24 protein-coding genes and 2 pseudogenes are annotated in these 25,965 nt (G+C 61.1%); 18 read left to right on the top strand and 8 right to left on the bottom strand.

Features of this window, described 5'->3' with window-relative positions; translation table 11 throughout:
- Position 1: 1 nt before the first annotated feature.
- The 3 genes from AB0O97_RS07130 to AB0O97_RS07120 form a co-directional block, all read right to left on the bottom strand.
- Entirely contained in the window at positions 2–469 is a 468-nt protein-coding gene (locus AB0O97_RS07130; RefSeq protein ID WP_363838487.1) for a hypothetical protein, read from the bottom strand.
- A gap of 482 nt (positions 470–951) precedes the next feature.
- A complete protein-coding gene (locus AB0O97_RS07125) occupies positions 952–1,551 on the bottom strand; it encodes a GDSL-type esterase/lipase family protein (RefSeq protein WP_363838490.1) in 600 nt (199 codons plus the stop codon).
- Between the two features lie 87 nt (positions 1,552–1,638).
- Positions 1,639–5,439 (bottom strand): multifunctional oxoglutarate decarboxylase/oxoglutarate dehydrogenase thiamine pyrophosphate-binding subunit/dihydrolipoyllysine-residue succinyltransferase subunit, encoded by a 3,801-nt coding sequence (locus AB0O97_RS07120; RefSeq protein WP_363838492.1) that lies wholly within the window; start codon positions 5,437–5,439, stop codon positions 1,639–1,641.
- A 332-nt stretch (positions 5,440–5,771) separates the two neighbouring features.
- On the opposite strand from AB0O97_RS07120, the gene AB0O97_RS07115 reads away from it, so the two are divergent.
- The 3 genes and pseudogenes from AB0O97_RS07115 to AB0O97_RS07105 all read left to right on the top strand — a co-directional run bounded on the left by AB0O97_RS07115 (position 5,772) and on the right by AB0O97_RS07105 (position 9,664).
- Positions 5,772–7,271 carry a GuaB1 family IMP dehydrogenase-related protein gene (locus tag AB0O97_RS07115; RefSeq protein ID WP_363881300.1) on the top strand — a complete coding sequence of 500 codons (1,500 nt, stop codon included), beginning with the start codon at positions 5,772–5,774 and terminating at the stop codon, positions 7,269–7,271.
- 384 nt (positions 7,272–7,655) lie between these two features.
- Positions 7,656–8,371, top strand: a pseudogene (locus tag AB0O97_RS07110) (TIM barrel protein); the annotation flags it as partial.
- A gap of 150 nt (positions 8,372–8,521) precedes the next feature.
- On the top strand, positions 8,522–9,664 hold the full coding sequence (locus AB0O97_RS07105; RefSeq protein ID WP_363881298.1) for a LacI family DNA-binding transcriptional regulator: 1,143 nt from the start codon (positions 8,522–8,524) through the stop codon (positions 9,662–9,664).
- A gap of 313 nt (positions 9,665–9,977) precedes the next feature.
- Here the strand turns inward: AB0O97_RS07105 and AB0O97_RS07100 are convergent, their stop codons facing one another.
- On the bottom strand, positions 9,978–10,223 hold the full coding sequence (locus AB0O97_RS07100) for a hypothetical protein (RefSeq protein WP_363881296.1): 246 nt from the start codon (positions 10,221–10,223) through the stop codon (positions 9,978–9,980).
- A gap of 167 nt (positions 10,224–10,390) precedes the next feature.
- On the opposite strand from AB0O97_RS07100, the gene AB0O97_RS07095 reads away from it, so the two are divergent.
- Positions 10,391–10,876 (top strand): hypothetical protein, encoded by a 486-nt coding sequence (locus AB0O97_RS07095; protein ID WP_363881295.1) that lies wholly within the window; start codon positions 10,391–10,393, stop codon positions 10,874–10,876.
- Between the two features lie 50 nt (positions 10,877–10,926).
- Here the strand turns inward: AB0O97_RS07095 and AB0O97_RS07090 are convergent, their stop codons facing one another.
- On the bottom strand, positions 10,927–11,097 hold the full coding sequence (locus AB0O97_RS07090) for a hypothetical protein (RefSeq protein WP_363881293.1): 171 nt from the start codon (positions 11,095–11,097) through the stop codon (positions 10,927–10,929).
- 166 nt (positions 11,098–11,263) lie between these two features.
- Between AB0O97_RS07090 and AB0O97_RS07085 the strand changes: the two genes are divergently transcribed.
- The 8 genes from AB0O97_RS07085 (at position 11,264) to AB0O97_RS07050 (ending at position 18,696) form a co-directional block, all read left to right on the top strand.
- Complete coding sequence (locus AB0O97_RS07085; RefSeq protein WP_363838505.1) at positions 11,264–11,818, top strand: gluconokinase; 555 nt, start codon at positions 11,264–11,266, stop codon at positions 11,816–11,818.
- A gap of 1 nt (position 11,819) precedes the next feature.
- Positions 11,820–12,323 carry a redox-sensitive transcriptional activator SoxR gene (gene soxR / locus AB0O97_RS07080; protein ID WP_363881292.1) on the top strand — a complete coding sequence of 168 codons (504 nt, stop codon included), beginning with the start codon at positions 11,820–11,822 and terminating at the stop codon, positions 12,321–12,323.
- 183 nt (positions 12,324–12,506) lie between these two features.
- Complete coding sequence (locus AB0O97_RS07075) at positions 12,507–13,190, top strand: flavin reductase family protein (RefSeq protein WP_363881290.1); 684 nt, start codon at positions 12,507–12,509, stop codon at positions 13,188–13,190.
- A 337-nt stretch (positions 13,191–13,527) separates the two neighbouring features.
- Entirely contained in the window at positions 13,528–14,910 is a 1,383-nt protein-coding gene (locus tag AB0O97_RS07070) for a hemolysin family protein (RefSeq protein WP_363881288.1), read from the top strand.
- Positions 14,907–15,965, top strand: coding sequence for a hemolysin family protein (locus tag AB0O97_RS07065; protein WP_363881286.1), 1,059 nt, complete (start codon positions 14,907–14,909; stop codon positions 15,963–15,965). The genes AB0O97_RS07070 and AB0O97_RS07065 overlap by 4 nt, the downstream gene beginning before the upstream one ends.
- A gap of 75 nt (positions 15,966–16,040) precedes the next feature.
- Complete coding sequence (locus tag AB0O97_RS07060; protein ID WP_363881284.1) at positions 16,041–16,967, top strand: zinc ABC transporter substrate-binding protein; 927 nt, start codon at positions 16,041–16,043, stop codon at positions 16,965–16,967.
- On the top strand, positions 16,964–17,824 hold the full coding sequence (locus AB0O97_RS07055) for an ABC transporter ATP-binding protein (protein WP_363881282.1): 861 nt from the start codon (positions 16,964–16,966) through the stop codon (positions 17,822–17,824). Before AB0O97_RS07060 ends, AB0O97_RS07055 begins: the two co-directional genes overlap by 4 nt.
- On the top strand, positions 17,821–18,696 hold the full coding sequence (locus AB0O97_RS07050; RefSeq protein WP_363838524.1) for a metal ABC transporter permease: 876 nt from the start codon (positions 17,821–17,823) through the stop codon (positions 18,694–18,696). The genes AB0O97_RS07055 and AB0O97_RS07050 overlap by 4 nt, the downstream gene beginning before the upstream one ends.
- A 32-nt stretch (positions 18,697–18,728) precedes the next feature.
- On the opposite strand, the gene AB0O97_RS07045 is transcribed toward AB0O97_RS07050, so the two are convergent.
- Positions 18,729–19,139, bottom strand: a complete 411-nt coding sequence (locus AB0O97_RS07045) for a Fur family transcriptional regulator (protein ID WP_363838527.1) — start codon at positions 19,137–19,139, stop codon at positions 18,729–18,731.
- 117 nt (positions 19,140–19,256) lie between these two features.
- Here AB0O97_RS07045 and AB0O97_RS07040 point away from each other — a divergent pair, with 117 nt between their 5' ends.
- The gene (locus AB0O97_RS07040) at positions 19,257–19,913 is read left to right on the top strand and encodes an MBL fold metallo-hydrolase (protein ID WP_363881280.1); all 657 of its coding nucleotides are present in this window, start codon (positions 19,257–19,259) and stop codon (positions 19,911–19,913) included.
- Positions 19,914–19,947: 34 nt separating this feature from the next.
- Here the strand turns inward: AB0O97_RS07040 and AB0O97_RS07035 are convergent, their stop codons facing one another.
- Positions 19,948–21,027, bottom strand: a complete 1,080-nt coding sequence (locus tag AB0O97_RS07035; RefSeq protein ID WP_363881278.1) for a PLP-dependent cysteine synthase family protein — start codon at positions 21,025–21,027, stop codon at positions 19,948–19,950.
- A gap of 65 nt (positions 21,028–21,092) precedes the next feature.
- Here AB0O97_RS07035 and AB0O97_RS07030 point away from each other — a divergent pair, with 65 nt between their 5' ends.
- Genes AB0O97_RS07030 through AB0O97_RS07020 form a run of 3 tightly spaced genes read left to right on the top strand, consistent with a single transcriptional unit; the run spans position 21,093 to position 23,475 of the window.
- On the top strand, positions 21,093–21,971 hold the full coding sequence (locus AB0O97_RS07030; RefSeq protein ID WP_363881276.1) for a sulfurtransferase: 879 nt from the start codon (positions 21,093–21,095) through the stop codon (positions 21,969–21,971).
- The gene (locus AB0O97_RS07025; RefSeq protein ID WP_363881274.1) at positions 21,968–23,017 is read left to right on the top strand and encodes an NAD(P)-dependent alcohol dehydrogenase; all 1,050 of its coding nucleotides are present in this window, start codon (positions 21,968–21,970) and stop codon (positions 23,015–23,017) included. Before AB0O97_RS07030 ends, AB0O97_RS07025 begins: the two co-directional genes overlap by 4 nt.
- A gap of 29 nt (positions 23,018–23,046) precedes the next feature.
- Entirely contained in the window at positions 23,047–23,475 is a 429-nt protein-coding gene (locus AB0O97_RS07020; RefSeq protein WP_363838541.1) for an HIT family protein, read from the top strand.
- Between the two features lie 168 nt (positions 23,476–23,643).
- Here AB0O97_RS07020 and AB0O97_RS07015 read toward each other — a convergent pair whose 3' ends face one another.
- Positions 23,644–23,781, bottom strand: a complete 138-nt coding sequence (locus AB0O97_RS07015; protein WP_363881272.1) for a hypothetical protein — start codon at positions 23,779–23,781, stop codon at positions 23,644–23,646.
- A gap of 20 nt (positions 23,782–23,801) precedes the next feature.
- Between AB0O97_RS07015 and AB0O97_RS07010 the strand changes: the two are divergent.
- Together AB0O97_RS07010 and AB0O97_RS07005 are read left to right on the top strand one after the other, a co-directional pair.
- Positions 23,802–24,071: pseudogene (locus tag AB0O97_RS07010) on the top strand (SDR family oxidoreductase); the annotation flags it as partial.
- Between the two features lie 78 nt (positions 24,072–24,149).
- Complete coding sequence (locus AB0O97_RS07005; protein ID WP_363881271.1) at positions 24,150–25,916, top strand: BCCT family transporter; 1,767 nt, start codon at positions 24,150–24,152, stop codon at positions 25,914–25,916.
- The last annotated feature ends 49 nt before the right edge of the window (positions 25,917–25,965 follow it).

The raw sequence follows: 25,965 nt of genomic DNA, 5'->3' as shown, positions 1-25,965 counted from the left end.
CCTACGCTGCCACAGCTAGGACCAAGAGGATCCCTGCGATGGGCAAGGTGATGACCTTCAATGCCTCAGAGCTGATGAAGGCAATGTGGGCTGCTGTGGCGACCTTGGCCTTGACTGCTGTGTCCCCTGAGTGCGTGTGAGCGGTCTCCGCCAGCGCCTTGGTCCGCTTGGCCATGGCTGGTCGAAGAATCAGCATCTGCGCGAGCAATGCCATCAGTGGCAATGTCAGGAGGATGCCGATGGGCAGCGTGACCAAGTCCTGATGCTGCGTCCACGCACCCACGAGTAGCACCACCATGGCGGCTTCGACCAGGTTCAGCGCCTTGAAAACAAGCCTGCCAATACCTACACCCAGTGCGTGTGTCATGCCCGGTGCCTTGAACTTCAACGGTGTTTCGATGAATGAGATAGCCGTGACCATGCCGAACCAAACAAACGGCAGCATGATGAGCAGAACGAGCGAGAACATTTTTAGCTTTCTCTGAAGGCTTTGATGGATCTGAGGACTCTGAAGACTTTGAGGGCTTAGGAGGTGGGAAAGTTCTCCCTTGATATGCAAAAGCCCGTCCTGCCATGGTGGCCGAACGGGCTTTTGCTGTGTACGTCAAGACCTACGAGTTGGGACGCTTACCGTGGTTAGCGCCGCCCTTCTTACGGTCCTTGCGCTTACGTGAACGCTTCGACATAGCTGCCTCCAATCATTAAAATTGAGATCTCTAAAAACGATCCTCATATAGTTTCGCATAGGTGACACATGCCCACCTAACTGGCGGCTAGTTCTGAGGCTCCGGTGGAAGCCAACGGAGTCTCGAGTGTTCACCTTGCGTACGGAAAAAGCAGAAAAACGACCAAAAGTGTACGTCAAGTGCTTACTCGAGCAGATTGAGGCAAGCCTTGAGGTACGCCTTGAGGCAAGCACAGCTGCAACTTTGGCTTGGAATGCCTCAGCGCCTACACAGCCTCAGGGATCTCCAGCCACTGGTACCAGCCACGGTGCAGTACCAGCCAGGCCATCAGACCGTAGCCGGCCTGGCCGGGGGCACCGGCATTGGCCGCGACATCATTGCGCCACTGCTCATGGTTTTGCAGCGGCGTGAACGTGTCCACATAGTGGTGCTTGCGGCGGGTGGTGACATCGGCAAAGGCCGTGTTCAGCTCCGCCAGCTTGCGGTTCAACGCCGGGTCCAGCGACGGCGGCGGGCCCACTACGAACACGGGGATGTTCAGCTGGGTGGCGCCGTCGAGGATGTTCGCCAGGTTCAACCGGCTGCGAGCCGTGGAAAGACCGTATTCAATGTCTCGGCCCGAAAGCCCAATGACCAGACGGTTCTCGTGGAAGTCATCGAAGCGACGCCCGGCCTCGGTGAGCCAACGCCCCGCCAATGCCTCGGTGCCCTCGCGGGGGCTGGCAAGGATGAACGGCTCAATGGACACGGCCTCGGCAGGGGTCCTGGCTAGCACCCGTCCCAGCCAGCCCAAAGCGCGGGGATCGCCCACACCGGCCACTAATTCGTCCCCAACAGCTACAATTCTCAGGTCCCGTTTCTCCACGGCTCCCCTTTTCCCTCGTTGACAAACAGTGAAAGTCTAAATAGAAGATGCCCGGCCTGATTATACAGACCGGGCATCTTGACTGGCTTAGCTACGCTCGAAAGCCTGCTTGACAAGCAACGTTTGCTCAACCGCGTGGGTCTTGGAGGAACCGGTGGCCGTAGATGCCGAAGCCGGGCGTGAAACCCGGGTGAGCTTCTTATCCAGCTCGGGCGCCAGGTTCAGGCCCATGAACGGCCACGGACCCTGGTTGGCGGGCTCGTCCTGTGCCCACACCAGATCGGCGTTGGGGTACTTGGCCAGTTCAGCCTTGATCTCATCCAGTGGCAGCGGGTACAGCTGCTCCACCCGGACAATGGCCACCTTGTTATCGGCTGCCTTGTCGCGAGCTGCGAGCAGATCGTAGTACAGGCGGCCGGAGACCAAAATGACACGGTCGACTGCGTTGTTATCCAGCGCTGCATGCTCACTGATCACGGGGCGGAAGCCGCCCGTGGTGAAGTCTTCCACCGAGGACGCAGCGGCCTTAAGGCGCAGCAGCTGCTTCGGTGTAAAGATGATCAATGGCTTGCGCGGTCGGCTGTAAGCCTGACGGCGCAACAGGTGGAAGTGCGACGCCGGCGTGGTCGGGTTGGCCACGATCATGTTCTCTTCGGCACACATCTGCAAGAAGCGCTCAATGCGGGCTGAGGAGTGGTCCGGGCCCTGGCCCTCGTAGCCATGCGGCAGCATCAGTACCAGTGAGGAACGCTGGCCCCACTTCTGCTCAGCCGAGGAGATGAACTCGTCAATGACTGTCTGTGCTCCGTTGACGAAGTCGCCGAACTGGGCTTCCCAGACAACCAGCGCGTCCGGGCGCTCCACCGAGTAACCGTATTCAAACGCAAGTGCGGCGTATTCGCTGAGCAGCGAATCGTAGATCCACAGCTTGGCCTGGTCTTCGCTGAGTTCAGTCAGCGGGTTCCAGACATTGCCGTTAGCGCGGTCATGGAATACTGCGTGGCGCTGAACAAAGGTACCGCGACGTGAATCCTGGCCTGCCATGCGGACCGGGACACCCTCCAAGAGCAGCGAACCAAACGCAGTGAGCTCGCCAAAGCCCCAGTCAATGCCGCCTTCACGGGACATGGCTTCACGCTTTTCCAGCAGCGGCTTGAGCTTGTGGTGCACCTCGAAGCCTTCGGGGATAGCCAGGTGGGCTGCACCGATGCGGGCCAGTGTGTCAGCGCTGATGGCCGTGATCTGGGGATCGTTGACACCCGAGTCAGCCTGCTGGGCTATGGGGCGTTCCAGATCTGAGATGGCCTGAGCATCCTTGGTGATGATCGGGATCGGGGAGGTCTGGGCGGCATGCGTTTCGGCGAAGACACGCTCCAAGCGCTCCTGGTAGTCGCGCAGCAACTGCGTGGCTTCCTCTTCGGTGATGTCACCACGGCCAATCAAGGCTTCGGTGTACAGGCGGCGTACGGAACGCTTGGCCTCAATCAGGTTGTACATCAGCGGCTGGGTCATCGAGGGGTCATCGCCCTCGTTGTGGCCGCGGCGGCGGTAGCAGACCAGATCAATGACAACGTCCTTGCGGAAGCGCTGCTGGAACTGGTATGCCAACTGTGCTGCACGTACAACAGCTTCCGGGTCATCGCCATTGACGTGGAACACCGGTGCCTGAATCATCTTGGCCACATCGGTGGAGTACACCGATGAGCGCGACGATGAGGGTGCGGTGGTGAAACCAACCTGGTTGTTGACAACCACGTGGATGGTACCGCCGACGCGGTAGCCACGCAGCTGGGACAGGTTCAAGGTTTCAGCAACAACACCCTGGCCGGCGAAGGCCGCGTCACCGTGGACCATGATGGGCAGAACGGGGAAGTTCTCGCCCTGATCCAAACGGTCCTGCTTGGCGCGAACAATGCCCTCAAGGACGCCGTCGACGGCTTCTAGGTGCGAGGGGTTGGCGGCGAGGTAGACCTTGGTTTCGTTGCCGGCGTCGGAGGTGAAAGTACCTTCCGTACCCAAGTGGTACTTGACGTCCCCGGAGCCCTGCACGGTGCGAGAATCCTGGGTGCCTTCAAATTCGCGGAAGACCTGTGAGTAGGTCTTACCGGCGATGTTGGTGAGCACGTTCAGACGGCCGCGGTGAGCCATACCAATCGCGACCTCGTCCAGACCGTCGTCGGCAGCATCGGAAATGATGGAGTCCAGCAGCGGAATCAAGGATTCGCCGCCTTCCAGGGAGAAGCGCTTCTGGCCAACGAACTTGGTCTGCAGGAACGTCTCAAACGCCTCGGCAGAGTTCAGCTTGGAGACAATGCGCAGCTGCTCCTCGCGGCTCGGCTTGGAGTAAGGGTGCTCCAGCTCGTTCTGGAACCATTCACGCTGTTCCGGTTCCTGAATGTGCATGTACTCGATGCCCGTGGTGCGGCAGTAAGCGTCACGCAGGACACCCAAGATGTCGCGCAATAGCAGCTTGGGTTTGCCACCGAAGCCACCGGTGGGCCATTCGCGGTCCAAGTCCCACAGGGTCAGGCCGTACGTGAGCACGTCCAGGTCGGGGTGCTTGCGCTGAACGAATTCCAACGGATCCGTGTCAGACATCAGGTGTCCACGCACACGGTAAGAGTGGATCAGCTGCTGGATCCGGGCAACCTTGTTGATCTCATCAGCCGGGTCAACCTGCAGGTCATGGCTCCAACGGACGGGCTCGTACGGGATACGCAGGGATTCGAAGATCTCATCGTAGAAGTTCTCAGCACCGAGCAGGAGCTGGTGGATCTTCTTGAGGAACTCGCCCGAACCGGCACCCTGAATGACACGGTGGTCGTAGGTGCTGGTCAGCGTCAGGATCTTTGAGACGGCGTTCTGAGCGATGATCTTGGGGCTGGATCCCTGGTACTCGGCCGGGTAGTCCAAGGAACCGACGCCAATGATGGCAGCCTGGCCCTTGGAGAGGCGCGGTACAGAGTGAACCGTGCCGATACCGCCGGGGTTGGTCAGGGAAACAGTGGTTCCTGAGTGATCATCGGCTGTCAGCTTGCCGGCACGGGCGCGCTTGATGAGGTCCTCATAGGTGCGCCAGAACTCGGCGAAATTCAGCGTTTCAGCCTTCTTGATGTTCGGCACCATCAACAGACGAGTGCCGTCCGGCTTGGGCATATCAATGGCAATACCGAAGTTCACATGCGGAGGTTGAACCGCAACGGGCTTGCCATCGATCTCGTCGTAGAACACGTTCATCGACGGGAACGCGGACAGCGCCTTGATGACGGCATAGCCGATCAGGTGCGTGAAGGAAACCTTGCCACCACGGGCGCGGGCAAGGTTGGAGTTGATCACGAGGCGGTTGTCGATGAGCAGCTTCGCCGGGATGGCGCGCACGCTGGTGGCCGTGGGAACTTCCAGGCTTGAGACCATGTTGGCGGCGATTGCCTTGGCCGGTCCGCGAAGCACCGTCTTGACGGCCTCTTCCGGCACCGAGACATCTTTGGCGGACTTGGGCAGCTGAGCCGGGATGGGGGTGGTGCCGGTGCGAGCTGCATCCTTGGCCGGGGCCGGAGGACGCGGAGCTGCCGGCGTCTTGGGGGCCACGGCGGGAGCGGCCGGAGCAGCGGCGGCGGGGGCCGGCGTCGTGCTTGCCACAGGTGCGGCAGGTGCAACAGGTGCCGCAGGGGCGGCAACTACCGGAATCTGTGCGGTGATCGGGGCGGAATTGTTGGCAGTGTGGCGACCGTTTCCTGCCGCATCATCGGCTGCAAAACCTTCAAAGAGTGGCCACCACTTTGTGTCCACAGAATTTTTGTCGCCCTTGTAGCGCTCGTACAGTTCATCGACGAGCCACTCGTTGCCGCCAAACTCTTCGGGTAGACGGTGGATGGATTGCTCTGGCACGTGTATTACGCCTCTTCCATGAGTTCTTGTTGCCCGTTGTGCACGCCCGCGCAAGGCGACGGCATCCGAATCTGGCGGATGCTGTCGGCGCAAACGTGCGAAGCCTATTCGAAAATGGTCCAGGTCCAACAAACCCGTTCCGGGTGTAAGTCTAGTAAGCAATTTAGACTGTAGGCCAATCTGTGCCATGGCGCGCTCAGCAAATCAGCCAAAAAGGGCAAAATTTGCGCCGAACACCCTTGTTATTGTGACTAGAATCGGACGCGGACGGCACCTGATTGCTCTGCCGTCCGCCGAGACCGTCCACCGGTCCGCATCAACGAGGGAGTGCTATGCGTTTTTTGACCCAGCCCGCTACCGACCTGACCTACTCGGATGTTTTTCTGATTCCGTCACACTCCACCGTCACCTCACGGCTGGATGTTGATTTATCCAGCATGGATGGCACCGGAACCACCATTCCTCTCGTGGTTTCAAATATGACGGCTGTTTCTGGCAAGCGCATGGCGGAGACCGTGGCGCGACGCGGTGGGATGGCGATCTTGCCTCAGGACGTGCCGCTGGAGGTGTTGGGGCAGGTCAGTGCGTGGGTCAAGCAGCGCGATTCGCTCTATGAAACTCCGCTGCTGATGACCGCCGGCGATATTGTCATCGACGCCCTGCACCTCATGGGCAAACGGGCCCACAACGCCGTAGTGGTGGTTGATGGCAACGACTTTGTTGGCGTGGTGCGCAGCGCCGATTGCGAAGGTGCTGACCGTTTTGCATCTCTCGCCTCGGTCATGCGTTCGAACGTGCTGACGCTGGATGCCACACCCTTTGACGAGATCCGTGCGCAGGCCGATGCCGGTGAATTGGACTTCTCGGCGGCTAAATCATCGACGGATGCTGCCTTACGCTCAGCCTTCGCTGTCCTTGATTCTGCTGGTGCAGATTACGCTCCAGTGCTGCGCTCCGGGGAAGTGGTAGGTGTCTTGACCCGGCTCGGTGCGCTTCGTTCCACCATTTACCGGCCCGCCGTGGACGATTCCGGCCGGTTGCGACTCGGTGTGGCTGTGGGCATCAACGGCGATGTCGCAGGCAAAGCTGCAGCGTTGTTGGACTATGGCGTGGACACACTGGTGGTGGATACGGCGCACGGACATCAGGAAAAGATGTTCGAGGCCCTGCGTGCGGTCCGTTCGCTCTCGCCGTCCGTTCCAGTGGCAGCCGGCAACGTTGTCAGCGCGGCCGGCGTAGGCGATCTCGTGGAGGCTGGCGCCGACATCATCAAGGTGGGTGTGGGCCCCGGAGCCATGTGCACCACGCGCATGATGACGGCCGTGGGCAGGCCCCAGTTCTCAGCCGTTCTGGAATGTTCGACGGCGGCTGCCGAGTTGGGTGCCCACGTCTGGGCCGACGGGGGAGTGCGCTATCCGCGCGATGTGGCCCTAGCGCTGGCGGCAGGAGCTTCGCAAGTGATGATTGGTTCCTGGTTCGCCGGCACCTATGAAAGCCCCGGGGACCTGCAGGTGGACGCTAACGGCCGGCAGTTCAAGGAGAGCTTTGGTATGGCTTCGGCCCGGGCCGTACAGAACCGGTCCTCGGGCGATCAGGCCTTCGAACGCGCCCGAAAGGGATTGTTCGAAGAGGGCATTTCAACGTCCAAGATGTACCTGGACCCAGTGCGTCCAGGAGTTGAAGATTTGCTGGATATGATCACAGCAGGTCTGCGCAGCTCCTTCACCTACGCGGGTGCCTCCTCGCTGGCGGAGTTCCGTGAGCGGGCCATTGTGGGGGTGCAGTCCGCCGCCGGATATGAGGAAGGCCGGCCGCTGCCGCAGGGGTGGTGACGGGGCATTGTCCCTCCAAGGTGCGCTGCATTGCTCGGCCCGCGCATAGCATATGCGCTGCGGCAGGGGGCCAATGTGGCGCAGAAGCAAACCAATTTTGCCCTTGCACCAACGTGGGAGCCCGCCAGCCGCATCCGTAATGGTTCCGCTGGTCGCAAGCTTCCGGCAGGGCCGGAACCCCAGCGCAAAGTGTGATGACAATCGATTGACAATTGGGTGTCGGGTTGTTGCCATCGAAAGCAGCGCAACCCCGTGGCAGTGCGTCAGGGCATCGCTCGTGCGGCGGCGCTCCGGGACAGCCGCCCAACGGGCACAAAGAGCTCACGCAATGGCGCCGTGACGCAGTGGCGCAATCGCGGGGCCTCCCTATGTATGGAGGATTGCATGGCTGAACCGCCCAACTCTGTATGGACCCAGTCCGGCTTCGGCGACGAGGTGGACCCCGCCCCAAGGATCCAGGCGCCGTCCTGCTGACTCTTGGTGCCCGGCACATTGAGGTGCGCAGCCCCTGGGGCACAAACAACGTGGTGGACCTGGACACGGCACGGCTGCCGGAGCGGATCATTGAGGCTGCCGGGATACTGGGCACCGGCTACATTCGGATCTTCTCCCACTTCCACGCCCCGGAACTCTCCGCCGCCGACATTCGTGACGACGTGATGGAACGCATGGCTGCGCTGGCCGCAACCGCGCAAGAGGCAGGCGTGGTGCTCCTGCACGAAAACGAAAAGGGTATCTACGACGACACCCCGAGCGGGTCTTGGACATCATGGAGACGGTGGATTCCCCGGCAATGCGGGCTGCCTGGGACAACACGAACTTTGTCCAGGTGGGGGTCAGGCCCTACACGGACGGCTACACCATGCTCCGGCCTTACCTGGAATACCTGCAGGTCAAGGATGCGCTGGCGGGCTCCGGAACCGTGGTGCCCACGGGGCAGGGCGATGGCGAGCTGCGCCTGACCATGGACGCGCTGCGCCGGGACAGATACGAGGGACGGATACGCAGGCTTTGCCTCCCTTGAGCCGCACCTTGCGAGCGCCCACGAACTGGGCGGCTACTCCGGGCCCGTTGCGTTTGGTGTAGCGGCACGGGCCTTCAGATCGGCTGCCGGGTCGTTGGGCATCGGCCTGACATGGCGTGGCGGGAGTGCCTCCCGCCACCCTGTGCCTAGACAGGCGGGGCAGGTACCGGATAAACAGGCATATACCGCTTAAGCTGGCCATTACGACTTACGGCGGAGGGCTGCTTTGAAAGACACCAGCGATGTTTCAGGAAACACTGCAACACCTGCAAAGCACAACGACCCTGCGGACCCGAGTGCTGCGCCGGCCGCTTCCCGCACCCCGGCTGGCCCGGTGGCACCTTCCGCGGGGGCCCCGCGTGCCCGCAACGGAAAGTCCGCGCCAACCATCTATGACATTGCTGCCCGTGCCGGAGTCAACCCGTCCACCGTTTCACGGGCACTGAGCAAGCCGGGCCGGGTCAGCGCCAAGACCCAAAAGAAGATTGAGGATGCTGCTGAAGCCCTCAACTACAGGGTTAATGTCTTTGCGCGGGCCCTGCCCACCGGCAGAACACATTCCATCGGGTTGATAGTTTCCGACATCACCGACCCCGCCTTCTTTGACGTGCTCCGGGGCGCCGAGGCCGCGGCGTCGGCCCGCAGCTACACGCTCATGCTGGCTGAATCAACCGAGTCTGCGGAACTGGAACTGACCGCGGCGCAGCGCATGCTGGCCACGGTTGACGGCATCATCCTCGCCAGCCCCCGGTTGTCCGACGCCGAAATCGTCGAGCTTGCCCAGCAAAAGCCCGTGGTGGTGGTCAACCGGCTGGTTGACGGCGTGGACTCCCTCGTGGCCGACACCGAGGCCGGCGTCACGGAGGCCGTCTGTCACCTGTCCGCCCAGGGCCACAAATCGCTGGCCTATGTGGCCGGTCCCGACAAGTCCTGGATGTCCAAGCGCAGGTGGGAAAGCATCCGGGCACGCTGCGAATGGTCGGGCATGAACGTCACCGTGGTTGCCTCGGGTGTTCCCACTGTCGACGGCGGACGCCGCGCCGCCGCTGCCGTCCGCTCCAGTGGGGCAACGGCAGTGTTTTGCTACAACGACCTCATGGCCATCGGGCTGATGCGCGAGCTGCAGCTCGCCGGCATCAAGGTCCCTGAAGACATGAGCATCTTGGGCTTCGACAACATCTTTGGCTCGGACTTCACCACTCCGCCGCTGTCCACCATCAAGTCGCCGCTGCGCGAAGCAGGGGATGCGGCAGTGCGGAATATCCTGGACAAGCTGTATTCGCCCGAGCCGGGGGCAAGCACCGGACCTCTGCTGACCGAGTTGGTGCTGCGCGGCTCCATCGGACCGGCAGCGGGGACTGCGCATTAGCGGGAGTTTCCCGGCTAATCGGGGTCAGGCTAGTGTTTGTGCAGGTCAGAGCCTCTTTTTTTGTCTGGAAGTGTATGACCCAACCAAAGGAAAGTCCCGATACGCCGCAACTTCCGCCGTTTTAGTTTGCGGGGCCTGCAACAACAAAATGGCCAGACAGCTCCCGCATGGAACAATGACGCTCGCTTGGGCGGCGCCCGGCAGCGTGAGCCGCCCAAGCGGGCGTCCTGGGGCGCAAGGGTGCACCTGGGCATCGGGCGACGCCGGGGCTGAACGGGCCCGGCGTCGTGCGTGCCTGCGCGAGGGGCAGGGTCTACGGGGTGACGGCGATGTTGTTCAGGCCCTTGACGGCATTCGTCACGGTGCTGGATGACTGGACGACGTTCGGGAGGGTGCAGTTTTTTGACGCGTCAAAGATGGCCCAGCTGCCGCTGTTCGCCAGGTCGGAGATGGTGGACTTGAACACGTTGCCGCGGATGATGCCGTTGTAGGTTCCTGCCTTGATGTCGACTGGTTCGGCGGCGATGAACGGGCCGAGGTGGTTGTTGAGCACCTGCACGCGGTGGGACCCGTCAACGCCGTTGGTGCTGGTGAAGCCGGAGAGCTCCCTGTGCGGGGCGTTGGAAAGCCAGCGACCGTAGCCTGAATTCCAGCCGTCCGTGCGGGATAACGGGGCAGGCTGGGGCAGTTCCGGATGTGCCGGAGTTCATGAGGATGCTATCGGCCGTGCCGACGAGATGGATGGGCCGTTCCGGTCCCGGCGCGGGCGGTGGAAAAATTGCCCACATAGGTGGCCTTGGCAAGCTTGATGGTCTCGCCCGGATTCACTGTGGCGAGGGCCAATTCTGGTTGCGCCGCATTCTGGCCTTGAAGGTTTCGCTGGGGCTGCACGTTAAGGACCGGGCTGCGTTGGTTCCTGCTGCTTCGGCGCTGGCTGTCATTGGTTCCGAGGCACACCGCGCCACTGCCGCTGACGTGGCCGAGAAAACGGTCACCCCGGCCACGCACAAGAAGATCCGTCTGTACGGTATTTCCGGTGGCTCCGACTTCACCATGGCAGATCCGTTGGGCTATCTGGATGTTGTGGCCGAGGAGCTTGAAAGTGTGGGCTTTGAGGTGCACATCTTCAAGACCGCCGATCAGCGCAGGGCCGCGGGGGAGGAGGGCGTGAACTTCATGTCCGTCATCTCCGATGAAACAACGGCCGACTAGGCCGATAAGTACGACGCCGCGCTGGTGGTCGCGAATGTGAAGGGCTTCGCTCAAGAAGCAGCCATACGCCTCAAGTGGTCCTCACCGATGGCCGCGGAAATCCCGTGGTACGTCACCGAGGTGCCCACCGTGTTCGTTTCGCTGAACCAGCCCAACCATCTCATCGACGTGCCGATGGTCAAAACCGCCATCCACGCCCATGCGGACTCCCGCGTAGCCATCCGGCCACCGTGGCCAAGATTCAGGGACTCTCCGAATTCCAGGGCTCGTTCAATGAGAACGTCTTCTGCAATTCCTTCGACACCCGGCTCTAGGCTGGTTCTGCTTTTCTTCCCGCCGGCCCATCCGGTGGGGAGAAAAGTATTCGCGTTTGATATACAAGTGAGTATGGATATCCCCTTGAACTCGAGCTTTGAATCTACCGTCCCGTCGTCGGACGTCATCCGTGTTGTGGTCATGGGTGTCTCAGGCGCTGGCAAAAGCACTATCGGCACCCTGGTGGCTGACGCCTTGGATTTTCCGTTCGTCGACGCAGATTCCCTGCACCCGCTGAGCAACATTCGCAAGATGGCTTCCGGCACGCCCTTGAACGATGAGGACCGCTGGCCCTGGCTAGATCTGGTGGGCCATGAGCTGGCCACCACCTCGGGCAGGGGAGTGGTTGTTGCCTGTTCGGCACTGAAGCGGCGCTACCGTGACGCCATCCGAGCCAAGGCCCCCGACACCATTTTCCTACATCTAGCTGGCTCCTTGGAGGTGCTCAGTGCCAGGCTCGAGGGCCGTTCCGGGCACTTCATGCCAGCGAATCTGCTGGCCTCGCAGCTGGAAGCCTTGGAACCCATGGAAGCCGACGAGGCCGCCGTCGTGGTTGATGTCGATCATAGTATGAGCGAGATTCTGGATCAGGCTGTGGCTGGGATTCGCACCATCGCGGCTGGCTAGCATGCACGACGCCGGAGCCGGGCACCGCGCGAACGAACAGTTGAGCGTGGGTCAACTCGCCCAACGCGGCGGGGTCAGCGTCTCGGCACTGCACTTTTACGAGCGGCAGGGGCTGATTTTTAGCACCCGGACTTCCGGGAACCAACGCCGCTTCTCACGTTCGGTACTGCGGCGTGTGGCAGTCATTAGGGCAGCCCAGCGCGCAGGCATCCCGCTTTCGCTGGTGGCAGCCGTCTTTGCGGAGTTGCCCGATCACGGGGTTCCCACCCAGGCTGATTGGCAGCGGCTCTCCGAGCACTGGCAGCGAGAGCTCGATACCCGCATTGCCGCCCTGCAAAAACTGCGCGGAAGTTTAGGCGGGTGCATTGGCTGCGGCTGTCTCTCACTGGCTGAATGCGGCTTTGTGAATCCGGACGATCAAGTGGCCGGACAGGGCCCCGGTGCCCGCGCATTCGATGGGATCGGGGACGGGGACGGGTCCGCTGATAGGCGCGGCTCCGCGTAACAATCGTTGAATCCACGACGAGCTTGCACATGCCGCGTATCCGCCACGACTGCGATTTGGAGTCAAGTGCTGGAGTGAGAGGACTCATGGCGGCCTGGTTTGACCTCAACTATAGTTGAGGTTTTAGAGTCACTTGAGGAACCTGGCCTGATGAGGCTGGGCGAGGTGAGAGGAATTTTGATCATGACCGCGCAAATTGAGACCGTGCACACCGCGACCGTGCACATAGCGGCAGTGCAAGGCGAAGGAGCCGCAACGGGAAGTCCGGTTTCGGCAGTGGGACAAGCAGCGCAGATTGACCCAGCATTGACCGACAGCTTCAAGGCTGCCTTCGGTGGCCACCCGGCAGGAGTTTCGGTCATTACGGCAGACTCAGCGACGGGACCGGTGGGTATTACGGCGTCGTCCGTGGCTTCGGTATCTGCCGAGCCACCTCTGCTGGCATTCTCTCTAGCCGCGTCCAGCGGATCGGCAGCCGCACTCGCCGTGGCCAATTCAGTGGTGGTGCATCTGCTAACAACAGACGATCTGGAATTGGCCAAGACCTTCGCCAATTCAAACTCTGAACGCTTTACCGCTGCCATGCCCTGGACTCGGCTCGAGACAGGGGAACCATTACTGACCCATGGTGGCTACGCTCTGCGGTGCAAGATTCTGAGCCGCACCCCGGCCGGTGGCTCGCTGTTGTTGGCGGCGCAAGTGCTGGAGATCATGACACCGGGTAGAAGTGGCCCTGCTGCACAAGTCGATCCTGCACAAGCCAATCCTGCGCAAGCGAATTTCCCACCCGTGAGCGCTAGCGCACCTATGGTCTATCACAGTCGCAACTTCCACGCCCTTGGCGAACACAGCGTGATGCCGTACTAGCCGCATACTCGATACACGCCAGGAGTTCGCTCAATATCTGCGGCAAACTCGCAGCGTTTGTTCATCTTCATACTCCTGGGATCATCGAAGAGTCTGCGGCGCGCTGGGGTAGACTGGCCGTCCAATGGAAAGTAAATCTAGGGGCCGGCGCAACGGTCTGCAGAGCACTTCGAGTGCCGCCTGCAACCACGTTGCCCATGCCGGCAAAACCCGCACACATGACCAAAGTTCTCCCACCCCTGCAGTGACCGGCCCCGCCGCCGACCACCCTCCGCCGGCGGCCAACCCCCACATGCATGCAACATCACGGCATGTACTGACATGGGGGATGCTGTAAATGGAATGGATATTACTTGCAGCAGGTCTGCTGCTCATCCTTGGCACAGGATTCTTTGTTGCCGTTGAATTTTCTCTCGTTGCACTGGACCAGTCCACCGTCCAGCGGGCAGTGAATGCTGGCGACAAAGCCGCAGAACCTCTGCTGCGCTGCTTGAAGTCACTGTCTACTCAACTCTCCAGCTGCCAGCTAGGTATCACCTTGACCACCTTGTTGACGGGCTTCTTGATGGAGCCGTCCCTGGGTGTGTTGCTCACGGAGCCGCTGAGCGCCATGGGTGTCCCGGAACCAGCCATCGCCGCGGTCGCACTGACTCTGGCCATGTTGATCGCAACCTTGCTGTCGATGCTGATTGGTGAACTGGTCCCGAAGAACATGGCCATCGCCAAGTCCTTTGAAATTGGCAAACTGGTAGCTCGCCCGCAGCTGATCTTCACAGCCGTGTTCAAGCCCGCCATCATCGTTTTGAACGGCTTCTCCAACAAGGTTCTGAACTTGTTCGGCATGGAAGCCAAGGAAGAAATTTCCGGTGCTCGTTCGCCGTCGGAGCTTGCTTCTCTGGTGCGCCGATCGGCCGCCATGGGCACTTTGGATGTGGGAACCGCGACGTTTGTGGCCCGCACGCTGAGCTTCTCTGGGCGTACGGCCGCCGATGTCATGACCCCGCGCATGCAGGTTGAGACCATCGAGAGCACGCAGTCCGTGGCCGAGATCATCGATGCCGCCCGCCGAACCGGCTTCTCCAGGTTCCCGGTTATCTATGAGTCACCGGACAATATTGTGGGCGTGGTCCACCTGAAAAAGGCTGTTGCAGTGCCCTTCCATAAACGCGAGGACCTTGAAGTGGGTGCCATCATGACAGAGGTCCTGAGGGTGCCCGAAACCGTTCATCTCGACGCCCTGATCCTGGAGCTTCGTGAAGGCAATCTGCAGATGGCCGTGGTGCAGGACGAATACGGTGGCACGGCTGGGGTGACCACGCTGGAAGATTTGGTAGAGGAAATTGTTGGCGAAGTCTCCGACGAACACGACCGCATCAAGCCCGGCATCCTGCTCGGCGCGGACGGCACGTGGTTCTTCCCAGGTCTCATGCGCCCCGACGAGGTTTCCGAGCGCATTGGCCCGCTCAATGTCCCCGACGAGGCCGGCTACGAAACTGTGGGTGGCTTCATGATGGCCGAACTGGGCCGCATCGCCGCACCTGGTGACAGTGTTTCGGTTGAAGGTGGTCAGTTGGTGGTTGACCGGATAGAACGACGCCGGATTGACCGGATCCGCTTTATCCCGGCACCATCCACAGAAGGTACTGATGGTGACGCCCTCGGAACCGAAAAAGACACCAAGCGTGCGGCAGAATCCAAAGAGCGCGGTGAGTCCCGATGAGCCCTTGGGCCGGACTTGCCTGGCTAGTGGTGCTGCTGCTGGGTAACGCGTTCTTTGTAGCCGCTGAGTTTGCTGTCATGACCGCACGGCGCAGCCAGATTGAACCTCTCGCTGACGCCGGTTCCAAGCGCGCCAAGATCACCTTGGGCGCCATGGAAAATGTCTCGCTCATGCTCGCCTGTTCGCAGCTGGGTATTACGGTGTGTTCACTGTTGATCTTGAACGTCGCCGAACCTGCCATTCACCACTTGATTGCGGAACCGCTGCACGCCATAGGGGTTCAAGACAATGTGGCATCACCGGTGGCCTTTGTTATCACCTTGGCGCTGGTGACGTTCTTGCACGTGACCTTTGGTGAGATGGTCCCCAAGAACATGAGCGTTTCCGCCGCAGACAAGGCGGCCCTGCTGCTGGCTCCGCCGCTGGTGCTCGTGGCCAAGGTGGTCCGTCCCGTGATCGTGGCGTTGAACTGGAGCGCCAACCATATTGTGCGGTTGTTCGGGATTACACCCCAGGATGAGGTCTCCTCTAGCTACACGCTTGAAGAGGTGCAATCCATCGTGGAGGAATCCACCCGCAGCGGGCTGGTGGATGACCAGACAGGGCTCATTACCGGTGCCTTGGAATTCTCCTCCCAAACGGCCCAAGGCATCATGGTGCCGCTGGCCGGGCTGGTCACCTTGCCGGTGAATGCCACGCCTGTGGACTTCGAGCGGAAGGTCGGCAAGACCGGGTTTTCCCGGTTTGTCTTTGCCGATGAGGCAGGCTCCTTGATTGGGTATCTGCACTTGAAGGATGTGCTGCGGATTCCACTGGAGCGTTACCAGACGCCCATTGGTGAAGCGCGCGTGCGTTCCATGGTGAACCTGCAGGCCACCGAGGAAATTGAGGATGTGCTGGCAACCATGCAGCGCAGCGGATCGCACATGGCCCGCGTCATCGATACCAATGAACAAACCCTGGGAGTGCTGTTCCTGGAAGACGTCATCGAGCAATTGGTGGGCGAGATTCGCGACGCTACCCAGACGCACATCCAGGAGCGCAGAAGGGCTTGATGCGAACGATTCCTAATATGCGTTATGCTGGTCTTATTGGTAACAATTCTCATTAGCATCTCTCAAAGGAATCGCATGTCTGCAACCCGCCGCTCACTTCTGCTCATGGGGGCCGTTTTGGCGGCTTCACTCACCCTGGCAGGGTGCGGCGGCGGGACCCCTTCCGGGACCGAAGCCAGCAATGCTGGAACCATTGCGGTCGTGGCCTCCACCAATGTTTACGGCGATATTGCCAAGAGCATTGGGGGAGACCACGTCAGTGTTCACACCATCATTTCTGATCCCGCCGCCGACCCGCATGGCTACGAAGCCAACGCCCAGGACAAGTTGGCCGTGTCAAAAGCTCAGGTAGGTATTGAGAATGGTGGCGGCTACGACGACTTCTTCACTCAGCTAGCCAAGGGGCAGCTGGACACGAAGAACATTGTCAATGTCAGCGAGTTGTCCGGTCTGGATACAGGCGCTGATTTCAATGAGCACGTATGGTATTCACTACCCACCATTCTCAAGCTGGCCGATGATCTTGCCACCCGTTTCAGTGCCGAGCTGCCAGCGCAAGCGGCGACATTCACCGATCAGGCCGCTGCGTTCAAAACTCAGATCGCGACTGTGGAGTCCCGCCTTGCGGTGTTGAAGAAGGACCACGATGGCGCTGGTGCGGCCGTGACGGAGCCGGTTCCGCTCTACCTGCTCGCCGAGGCGGGTTTGGTCAATGAAACACCGGAAAAGTTCACCTCTGCTATCGAGAATGGCGCCGATGTTCCGGCTTCGACACTGACCGAAGTGCTGGCCATGATGGCCTCTGGCAAGGTTGCCGTGTTGGCCTACAACACCCAGACCGAAAGCCCGCAGACCGAGCAGGTCAAGGCTGCTGCTGAGAAGGCCGGAGTCCCTGTGGTGGACTTTGCAGAGACCTTGCCAGCTGACACGAGCTACCTCGACTGGATGATTGCTAATGTAAGTAACTTGGAACAAGGACTAACTACAACGGCTGGAAAATGAGCGAATCAGCACCATCAGTCATCACGCTCAAGCGAGCAACCCTCAAGTACGGCCAACGCACCCTCTGGCAAGACCTCAACTTAGAGGTGTCGCCCGGTGAATTCCTGGCCGTCCTGGGTGCCAATGGCAGCGGCAAAACAAGCTTCCTGAAAATTCTGTTGGGCCTGGCTCCGCTGAGCTCGGGACTGATCATGCTCGACGGCGCACCCGCCAAACGCGGTAGCCGCACCATTGGCTATGTTCCCCAACAAAAAAACTTTTCCCCTGACACTGCCCTGCGGGCCCGCGACCTCGTGGGACTTGGGGTTGATGGCCACAAATGGGGCTTTAGGATGCGTGGCCGCGGCTACCATCAGCGTGTGGATGAACTGTTAGAAATGGTCGGGGCCAGTAGCTACGCCAAGATTCCCGTAGGCATGCTCTCCGGCGGTGAGCAGCAACGGTTGCGGATTGCCCAAGCGCTAGCTTCCAACCCAAAGGTCCTGCTCTGTGACGAACCACTGCTCTCGCTGGATATGCATCACCAAAAGGCTGTGAGCGAGCTCGTGGCCCAACAGGCAAAGGCGAACGGAACCGCAGTCGTCTTTGTCACGCATGAAATCAACCCCATTCTGGAGCACGTAGATAGGGTGCTGTACCTCGCTGGGGGGCGTTTCACTCTCGGTGCCCCTGCGGATGTGATGCGGACCGAGGTGCTGTCCAAGCTGTACCAAACCAGGGTTGAGGTGCTCAACGTTGACGGCAGGCTCGTGGTGGTGGGGCGGCCAGATTCCGTGGTTGACGGCCATGCGGAAGACCATCTGCACACTCACGCCGTTCCGGCCACGGAAAGCACATTTGACGGGGGACGGCCATGAGCTGGGCGGACTTTTCAGAAGCGGTCTTTAACTTCAGCAACTACGCGGAACTGCTTCCGCTCTTTCGCGACACCATACTGGCCGGTGCCATTCTTGGTCTGGTAGGCGGCTTGGTGGGCACCTTCGTCATGATGCGCGATCTTGCCTTCGCCGTCCATGGCATCGCCGAGCTGTCCTTTGCCGGGGCGGCCTTTGCCCTGCTCATCGGGGTCGATGTCATTCTGGGTTCGCTGGCGGGCTCCATCGCTGCGGCACTGCTACTCGGTGTCATGGGTGTGCGTGCCAGAGAGAAAAACTCTGTCATTGGCGTCATCATGCCCTTTGGGCTGGGCCTGGGCATTCTCTTTTTGTCCCTGTACGACGGCCGTTCGGCCAACAAATTTGGTCTGCTGACCGGTCAGATTGTCTCTGTTGATGCCACGCAGCTTTCGGTTCTAGCCGGCACCGCGCTGGTGGTGGTGGCTGGGCTCGCCCTGATTTGGCGTCCGCTGACCTTCGCCAGCGTTGATCCCGATATTGCCACGGCGCGCGGTGTTCCCGTGCGAACGTTGTCGCTGGCGTTCATGTTCCTCTTGGGTATTGCCGTGGCGCTCTCGATTCAGGTGGTCGGTGCGCTGCTGGTTCTGGCACTCTTGATCACCCCGGCTGCTGCGGCCCTTCAGGTAACGGTGGCCCCGCGGATGGTGGTGTTACTGAGCGTGGCGTTCGCCATGATCTCCACCGTGGGTGGGATTATGATCGCCCTGGGTGGAAGTATCCCGATTAGCCCTTACGTCACCACGTTGTCGTTTGTGATCTATCTGCTCTGCCGCGTGGCCGGGTCCTGGCGGCGACGCCGGGGCTGGTCTGCTCGGCCCGCCGTGGCCGCCTAGTAAAGTAGGCCCGGTAAATTAGGCCTACTAAATTAGGCCTGCGCCGAGCATTCCGGGCACAGGCCGTAAATTTCCACGGTGTGCTGGACCTGGGTGAAACCATGATCGGCGGCGATGCGAGCCGCCCAGCTCTCCACTGCGGGAGCCTCAACTTCCACGGTTTTCCCGCAGTTGCGGCACAGCAGGTGGTGGTGGTGACTCGTCGCATTGCAGCGGCGGTACACGGCCTCGCCCTCCCCGTTTCGGAGAGTGTCCAGCAGGCCCTCTTCAGCCATGGAGGCAAGAATACGGTACGTGGTGGCCAGCGAGACCGGGGTCCCTGCCTCGTGCAGCAGACGGTGGAGTTCCTGGGTGCTGACAAAGTCATCCAGGGTGTCCATGGCGGCGCTGATGGCAACACGCTGCTTGGTGACGCGCTGCTCCTTCATCGGTGCATCCGACATGCCCACAACCCTCTTTCTTCACGCTTCGATTCAATCAACCAGCCTAGCGCACCTGCCCATTAACGTCCCCTTGTTGCTGCCCTTGGCGGGGCTGAACTCCAGGCATAGGCTGTGACCATGTTGCTCACAAAATTCTCCCACGCCTGTATTCGACTCGAGCAGGACGGCCGTGTACTGGTGCTGGACCCCGGAGTCTTCTCCGAATCCGCCACCGCTTTGGATGGCGCCCACGCGGTGCTGATCACGCATGAACATGCCGACCACTACGACGGCGACGCCCTCACCAAGGCTTTGACCGCCATCCCCGAGCTGAGCATTCACGCTCCCACTGGGGTGGCCCGGGACTTGCGGGTACGGGCGCCGGAAGCTGCGGAACGGATTCTGGACGCCGCGCCTGGGGACTCATTCACGGCGGCAGGCTTTGCGATCCAGTGCTTCGGCGGCCAGCACGCCCTGATCCACCCCTCCATCCCGGTGGTTGCCAATGTGGGCTACCTGATTGACGACGACGTCTATCACCCGGGCGACTCCCTGATAGTCCCCGACGGGGTCAGTGTGGGCACCCTGTTGGTCCCGGTCCATGCGCCCTGGTCCAAGGTGTCCGAGGTGGTGGACTTTGTGGTCTCGGTACGGGCACCCCACGCCTTCCAAATCCACGACGGTCTCCTCAATGAGCAAGGATTAGCGTTCACCGAATCTCACATTGCCAGGATCGGCGGGCTGCACGGGGTGCAGTTCCGTCACCTCAACGCTGGGCAGTCGGTGGAAATCTAGAACGGGCGAGCGGCTGGCGGCTGAGCGAAAATGATCAGCCGGTCCACACGCCGGTGGCGAAGAAGTCCTCGATCGTGCGCAGATGCGGAGCCGGGTCAAGGTCTTTTTCGGCCAGCCAGGCAGGGTTGTTGTAGCTGCCCGCATAGCGCTCCCCGCCGTCGCACATCAACGTCACAATGCTGCCCTTTTTCCCGGTGGCCACCATCTGCGCCACCAATTGCCACACACCCCACAGGTTGGTGCCGGTGGAAGGCCCAGCATGCATGCCGCTCAGCTGCGCGAAGTGCACCATGGCCGCCACGGAAGCGGCATCGGGGATCTGGAACATCGCATCGATCACTCCGGGAACAAAGCTGGGCTCCACGCGGGGGCGGCCGATTCCTTCGATCCGGGAAGAATGGCCGGTGACCGTGCCCAGATCACCGCTCTTCCAGGCCGGATAAAAAGCGGAGCGCTCCGGGTCAACCACGGCCATCCGGGTGGAGTGTCCGTGGTAGCGGATGTAGCGGCCAATCGTAGCCGAGGTGCCGCCGGTCCCAGCGCCCACCACTACCCAAGCTGGCTCGGGATGGCGTTCGTGCGAGAGCTGGCTGAAGATGGATTCGGCAATGTTGTTGTTGCCGCGCCAATCGGTGGCCCGCTCGGCATAGGTGAACTGGTCCATGTAATGCCCATTGTTCTGCGCGGCAATCTCCGCCGCCGCCGAATACACCTCATCGGCGTGCTCCACTAGATGGCAACGCCCGCCAAACTGTTCAATGAGGGCGATCTTTTCCGGGCTCGTGGATCGCGTCATCACGGCCACAAAGTCCAGTCCGAGCAATTGTGCAAAGTACGCCTCGGACACGGCCGTGCTCCCGGAGCTGGCTTCCACCACCGTGGTGCCCCGGTTGATCTGGCCGTTCACGAGGGCAAAGAGGAACAGGGAACGGGCCAGCCGGTGCTTCAGGCTCCCTGTCCGGTGGCACGATTCGTCCTTCACATACAGGTCCACGCCCCACGCCTCGGGCAGCTCGATCTTGTACAGGTGCGTGTCTGCCGAACGGTTATTCTCGGCCTGGACCTTGCCAATGGCGTTGTGCGTCCAAGACCAGTCAGCGTGCGAAGTGTTCATGCCAGTCAGCGTATCGCAGTAGATTTATCTGCAGTTGCCCGTGAACCTCGCCCAAGGAGCATCCCATGAGTATTCTGATCAATGTCGCCGAGCTACAGACGTGCCTAGTCTCCGCGACGCCGCCGGTGCTGCTGGACGTCCGCTGGGCGCTGGGCGATCCGAACGGCCGCGAGCATTACCTTGCTGGCCATATTCCCAGCGCTGTGTTCGTGGATCTGGACACCGAGCTGGCCGGTCACGGGCAGCCTGAAGACGGCCGCCACCCGCTGCCGTCCGAGGAAGATTTTGCTGCCACGGTGCGGCGCTGGGGTATCAACTCCGGTGACACCGTGGTGGTCTACGACGACGCCGGAGCTGCTGCTGCCGCCCGTGCTTGGTGGCTGTTGGGTTATGCCGGGTTCAAAGATGTTTACCTGCTCGACGGCGGTCTGGCCGCCTGGCGCGCTGCTGACCTTCCCCTCGCAGCAGGTGAGGAGCAAGCGGAGCCAGGTGACGCCGTCGTACATTTTGGGGCAAAGGCCACCATTGACGCGGACCAAGCCGCCGCCTGGTCCGGGATTCTGCTCGATGCGCGGGCGGGGGAGCGGTTCCGGGGTGAGGTTGAGCCGGTAGATCCGCGGGCTGGGCATATTCCGGGGGCCGTGAGTGCACCGACCAGAGAGAATTTGGCGGCCGATGCCACATTCTTGCCGGCGATTGAATTGCGGGCCCGGTTTGCGGGGCTAGGCGTTGAGCCGGGCAGCGAGGTGGCGGTGTATTGCGGCTCGGGGGTGACCGCTGCGCATCAGATTGCGGCGTTGGAAATTGCTGGGTTTCGGGCGGCGCTGTATCCGGGTTCCTTCTCCGCGTGGTCAAATCAGCCGGAGCGGCCAGTTGCGACGGGGCCTTCTGAGCGAGGGGCTTCTGGCGGGAGTGGCAGCAACGGCGATAGGGTTGAACAATGACCCAAGTAAAGGCTTACGCAGCTGTTTCAGCAACATCCGGACTGACCCCTTCAACCATCGAACGCCGCGAACCCGGCGCGCACGACGTTGAAATCGCCATTGAATTCTGCGGCTTGTGCCACTCCGATGTGCACACCATCCGCTCCGAATGGGGGCCGGCCAAGTACCCGCTGGTGCCCGGGCACGAGATTGTGGGCACCGTCAGCCGAGTAGGGGACTCCGTCGAGGGTTTCACCGTGGGTGAGCGAGTCGGCGTGGGCTGCATGGTGGATTCGTGCCGCGAGTGCGATTCCTGTCTCGAAGGCTTCGAGCAGTACTGCGAAGTAGGAAATGTTGGCACCTACGGCGCTGTTGATCGGCGGAACGGTGGCACCATCACGCAGGGCGGCTACGCGCAGGGCATCGTGGTGGATGAAAACTACGTGCTGCATATCCCCGAAGGCATGGATCCGGCAGCCACCGCCCCGCTGCTGTGCGCTGGCATCACCACCTACTCGCCGCTGCGGTACCTCGATGTTCAGGACGGTGACAAGGTGGGTGTCATTGGCCTTGGCGGGCTGGGCCACATGGCTGTCAAGATCGCCAAGGCACTTGGCGCCACGGTCACGGTATTCACTACCTCGCCAGCCAAAACCACCGATGCTCTGGATCTCGGCGCCGACCATGTTGTCATCTCCTCCGATCCCTCAGCCATGGCTGGTGCCAAGGCGTCGCTCAATGCCATTATCGATACGGTTGCCGCGGTCCACGATCTGAACCCGTATCTGCGTACCTTGGCTCGCGACGGGGCCCTGATCCAGTTGGGCCTTCCCTCGGAGAAGATGCCGCCGGTGGAGCCCGGCCTGCTGATCCGCAAGCGCCTGGCCTATGGGGGATCCTTGATCGGTGGGATTGCCGAGACCCAGGAAATGCTTGATTTCTGCGCCGAGCACGGGATTGTTTCCGATATTGAACTGGTCACCGCTGCAGATCTTGATGGTGCCTACGACCGCATGGTGGCGGGCGACGTCAAGTACCGCTTTGTGTTGGACACCGCCACCATCTAGTTTTCCCACCCTCATATAAGGAGCATTTCTTGAGCACCCTGTTTACCAAGATCATCGAGGGCCAGATTCCCGGACGCTTTGTCTGGAAGGACGATGACTGCGTTTCCTTCCTGACCATCGGGCCCCTGACCGACGGGCACGTCCTAGTGGTCCCGCGCCTTGAAGTGGACAAATGGACCGATGCCGCCCCGGAGCTGGTCACGAAGTTGATGGCTGTGGCCCAGACCATCGGCCAGGCCCAGGTTGCCGCTTTTGGTGCACCGCGCGCCGGGCTGACCATTGCCGGATTCGAAGTGGAGCACCTGCACGTGCACGTGTTCCCGGCCTATGGGCTGGAAAACTTCGACTTCGGCACTGTCAACAACAACCCGGATCCGGCCGCTATGGATGCCAACGCCGAAAAGCTCCGGGTGGCCTTGCGCGAAGCCGGGCACGGGGAGTTCGTCCCGGAGGCTTAATTTCGCGATTGCTGCAGGCCTGCACTTTGCACCCGCGTACGGTTAACATCGAACGGTGCGCCACTCATTGAGTTGCGCACCGTTCGATGTTAACCAGACGCAGACGTGGACGACGGCGGCCGGTGAGTGCCGCCGTCGTGCGTGGTTCTGTGGGGTCTGCTGGTGGCGCTACGGCGCGCGCGGAACGAACGCCGCCCTGAAAATGGCCCGGGCCCGAATCGCGGACTCCATCCGCTCATCCACCGGGGTGCGGGAAAGTAACGACGCCAGCATGCCAATGGCCAGCATCACGTCGGCCGGCTCCACGGTAGCGGCGATGCGTCCCTGTCTCTGGTCTGACCAAGAGCAGCGCCTTCATGTACGGGCCCAGCGGCATCCGCGTCAATGCTGTCGCGCCGGGACCGGTCATCACCAACATTGAGGCTCGCTTCGATTCCGAGCTGGGTGCTGCACGTGTTCGTCGCGCCATGGCTGTGCTGCCTGACGCAGCCGAAGGCGACGCGCTCGCAGCCTCCATCACGTTCTTGCTCAGCGACGACGGTGTGAATGTCAACGGCGTCATCCTGTCTTCCGACGGCGGCTGGTCCGTAGCGTAACCGTGGCAGCGGAAACGCACCGTTGAGTACTAAGCTGAGTAGCGGCGTCTCAGGGAAAAATTCGCATATGCTGGAAAAATGTCAGAAACAAAAGCCACGCCACGGGTCCATCGCTGGGTATTCTGGCCAGCAGCCTTAATTGTCATCATTTTCGCGTCATTTGCCATGATTGCGCCCGAGTTCGCCGAGAACCTGTTTTCGGAAATCCAGGGCACCATCGTCGGCTACTTCAACTGGTACTACGTTCTGTTGGCCACAGCGCTGGTGATCTTCTGCTTGTGGGTCGGCTTCGGCAAATTTGGCGATATCAAGTTGGGCAAGGACGACGACGAACCCGAATTTTCGCTCGGCTCCTGGTTTTCCCTGTTGTTCGCCGCGGGCATGGGCATTGGCTTGGTGTTCTACGGCGTCAGTGAGCCCTTGACCCACTTCGCTTCACCGAAGCCCGGCACCACCGGAGCCCCCGCTGAGCTCGCCCAGCAGGCGCTCTCACAAACCTTCCTGCACTGGGGCGTCCATGCCTGGTCGATCTACGTGGTCATCGGGTTGGCACTGGCTTACGCCATCCACCGTCGCGGCCGGCCGGTATCGATCCGCTGGACCCTTGAGCCCCTGTTCGGAAAAAGGGTTCGTGGCGGTCTGGGCAACCTCATCGACGTCGTCGCACTGGTGGGAACGATCTTCGGCGTGGCCACCTCGCTCGGGTTGGGTGTGTTGCAGATCAGCGCCGGACTGGAAAGTGCCGGGCTGATCACCTCGTCGTTGTTCATTGACATTGTCATCATTGCGGTGATCACCTGCTTCGTGCTTTTTTCGGTGCTTTCAGGCGTGGGCAAGGGCATGAAATGGCTCTCGAACACCAACCTCATCCTGGCCGGCATCTTCGTGGTCTTCCTGCTCGTGGTCGGCCCCACCCAGTTCCTGCTGCGCAACTTTGTGCAGTCCACCGGCAATTATCTGCAGAACTTCCTGGGCATGGCCTTCAATGTCAGCGCCTTCTCCGGCGCGGAGGGCGAGGCCTGGCAGTCCACCTGGACCACGTTCTACTGGGGCTGGTGGATCTCTTGGGCCCCGTTTGTGGGGATCTTCATTGCCCGGATTTCCAAGGGACGCACAGTACGCCAATTCGTGGCCGGAGTCATCCTTGTGCCCACCTTGGTAACACTGCTGTGGTTCAGCGTGCTGGGCGGTACTGCACTGTACTCCGAGCTCTCCGGCAAAGGCGGGCTGGTGGGTCCGGACGGGACGGTTGACGCCGCTGGCGCCCTGTTTGCGACGTTGGCGCAGATTCCGGCCGGCGGGGTGCTCACCTTTGGGGCGATCATCATGATCGTGATCTTCTTCGTGACCTCCGCCGATTCGGGCGCACTGGTGATGGGCATGATCGCCAGCGGCGGAGACGTGGAACCCAAGAACTGGATCCGCATCTTCTTCACCCTGACCACATCGCTACTGGCTAGCGCCCTGCTACTGTCCGGTGGCTTGGAGGCCCTGAAAACGGCGGCAATCATCATTGCACTGCCCTTCAGCGTTGTGCTGATCTTGATTTGCTGGTCCACCTACCGGGCCTTCTCCCGCGAATCGCGCGCCTACGAAAAGGCCAGGCGCATGGCCTTCGTGGAACACATTGGCGACTTTTACGGGCTGGAAGTCGAGGGCCCGAACCAGGATTCCCCCTTGATGAATCTGCGTGCGCTCACTGCCCGATTGCGGGGACGGCTTCCGGTAGATAAACGCCCACGCATTGACCCGTTCGGACACCACCCGCAGGACGCGGAGTCACCCGGCGGGCCGGAGGCGGCAGATTCAGCGTCCGAGGCTGCCCCGGTCGAACCCGAAGTGTAACGGCGGAATCGGTACTGGCTTTGGCCAACGCAGTGACAACTCCTGCTGG

The sequence above is a fragment of the Specibacter sp. NPDC078692 genome (genome assembly GCF_040686835.1).
In the GTDB taxonomy this organism is placed as follows: Bacteria; Actinomycetota; Actinomycetes; order Actinomycetales; family Micrococcaceae; genus Specibacter.
The sequence above is the reverse complement of the archived record's forward strand: the minus strand, read 5'-3'. Positions and strand labels throughout refer to the sequence as shown.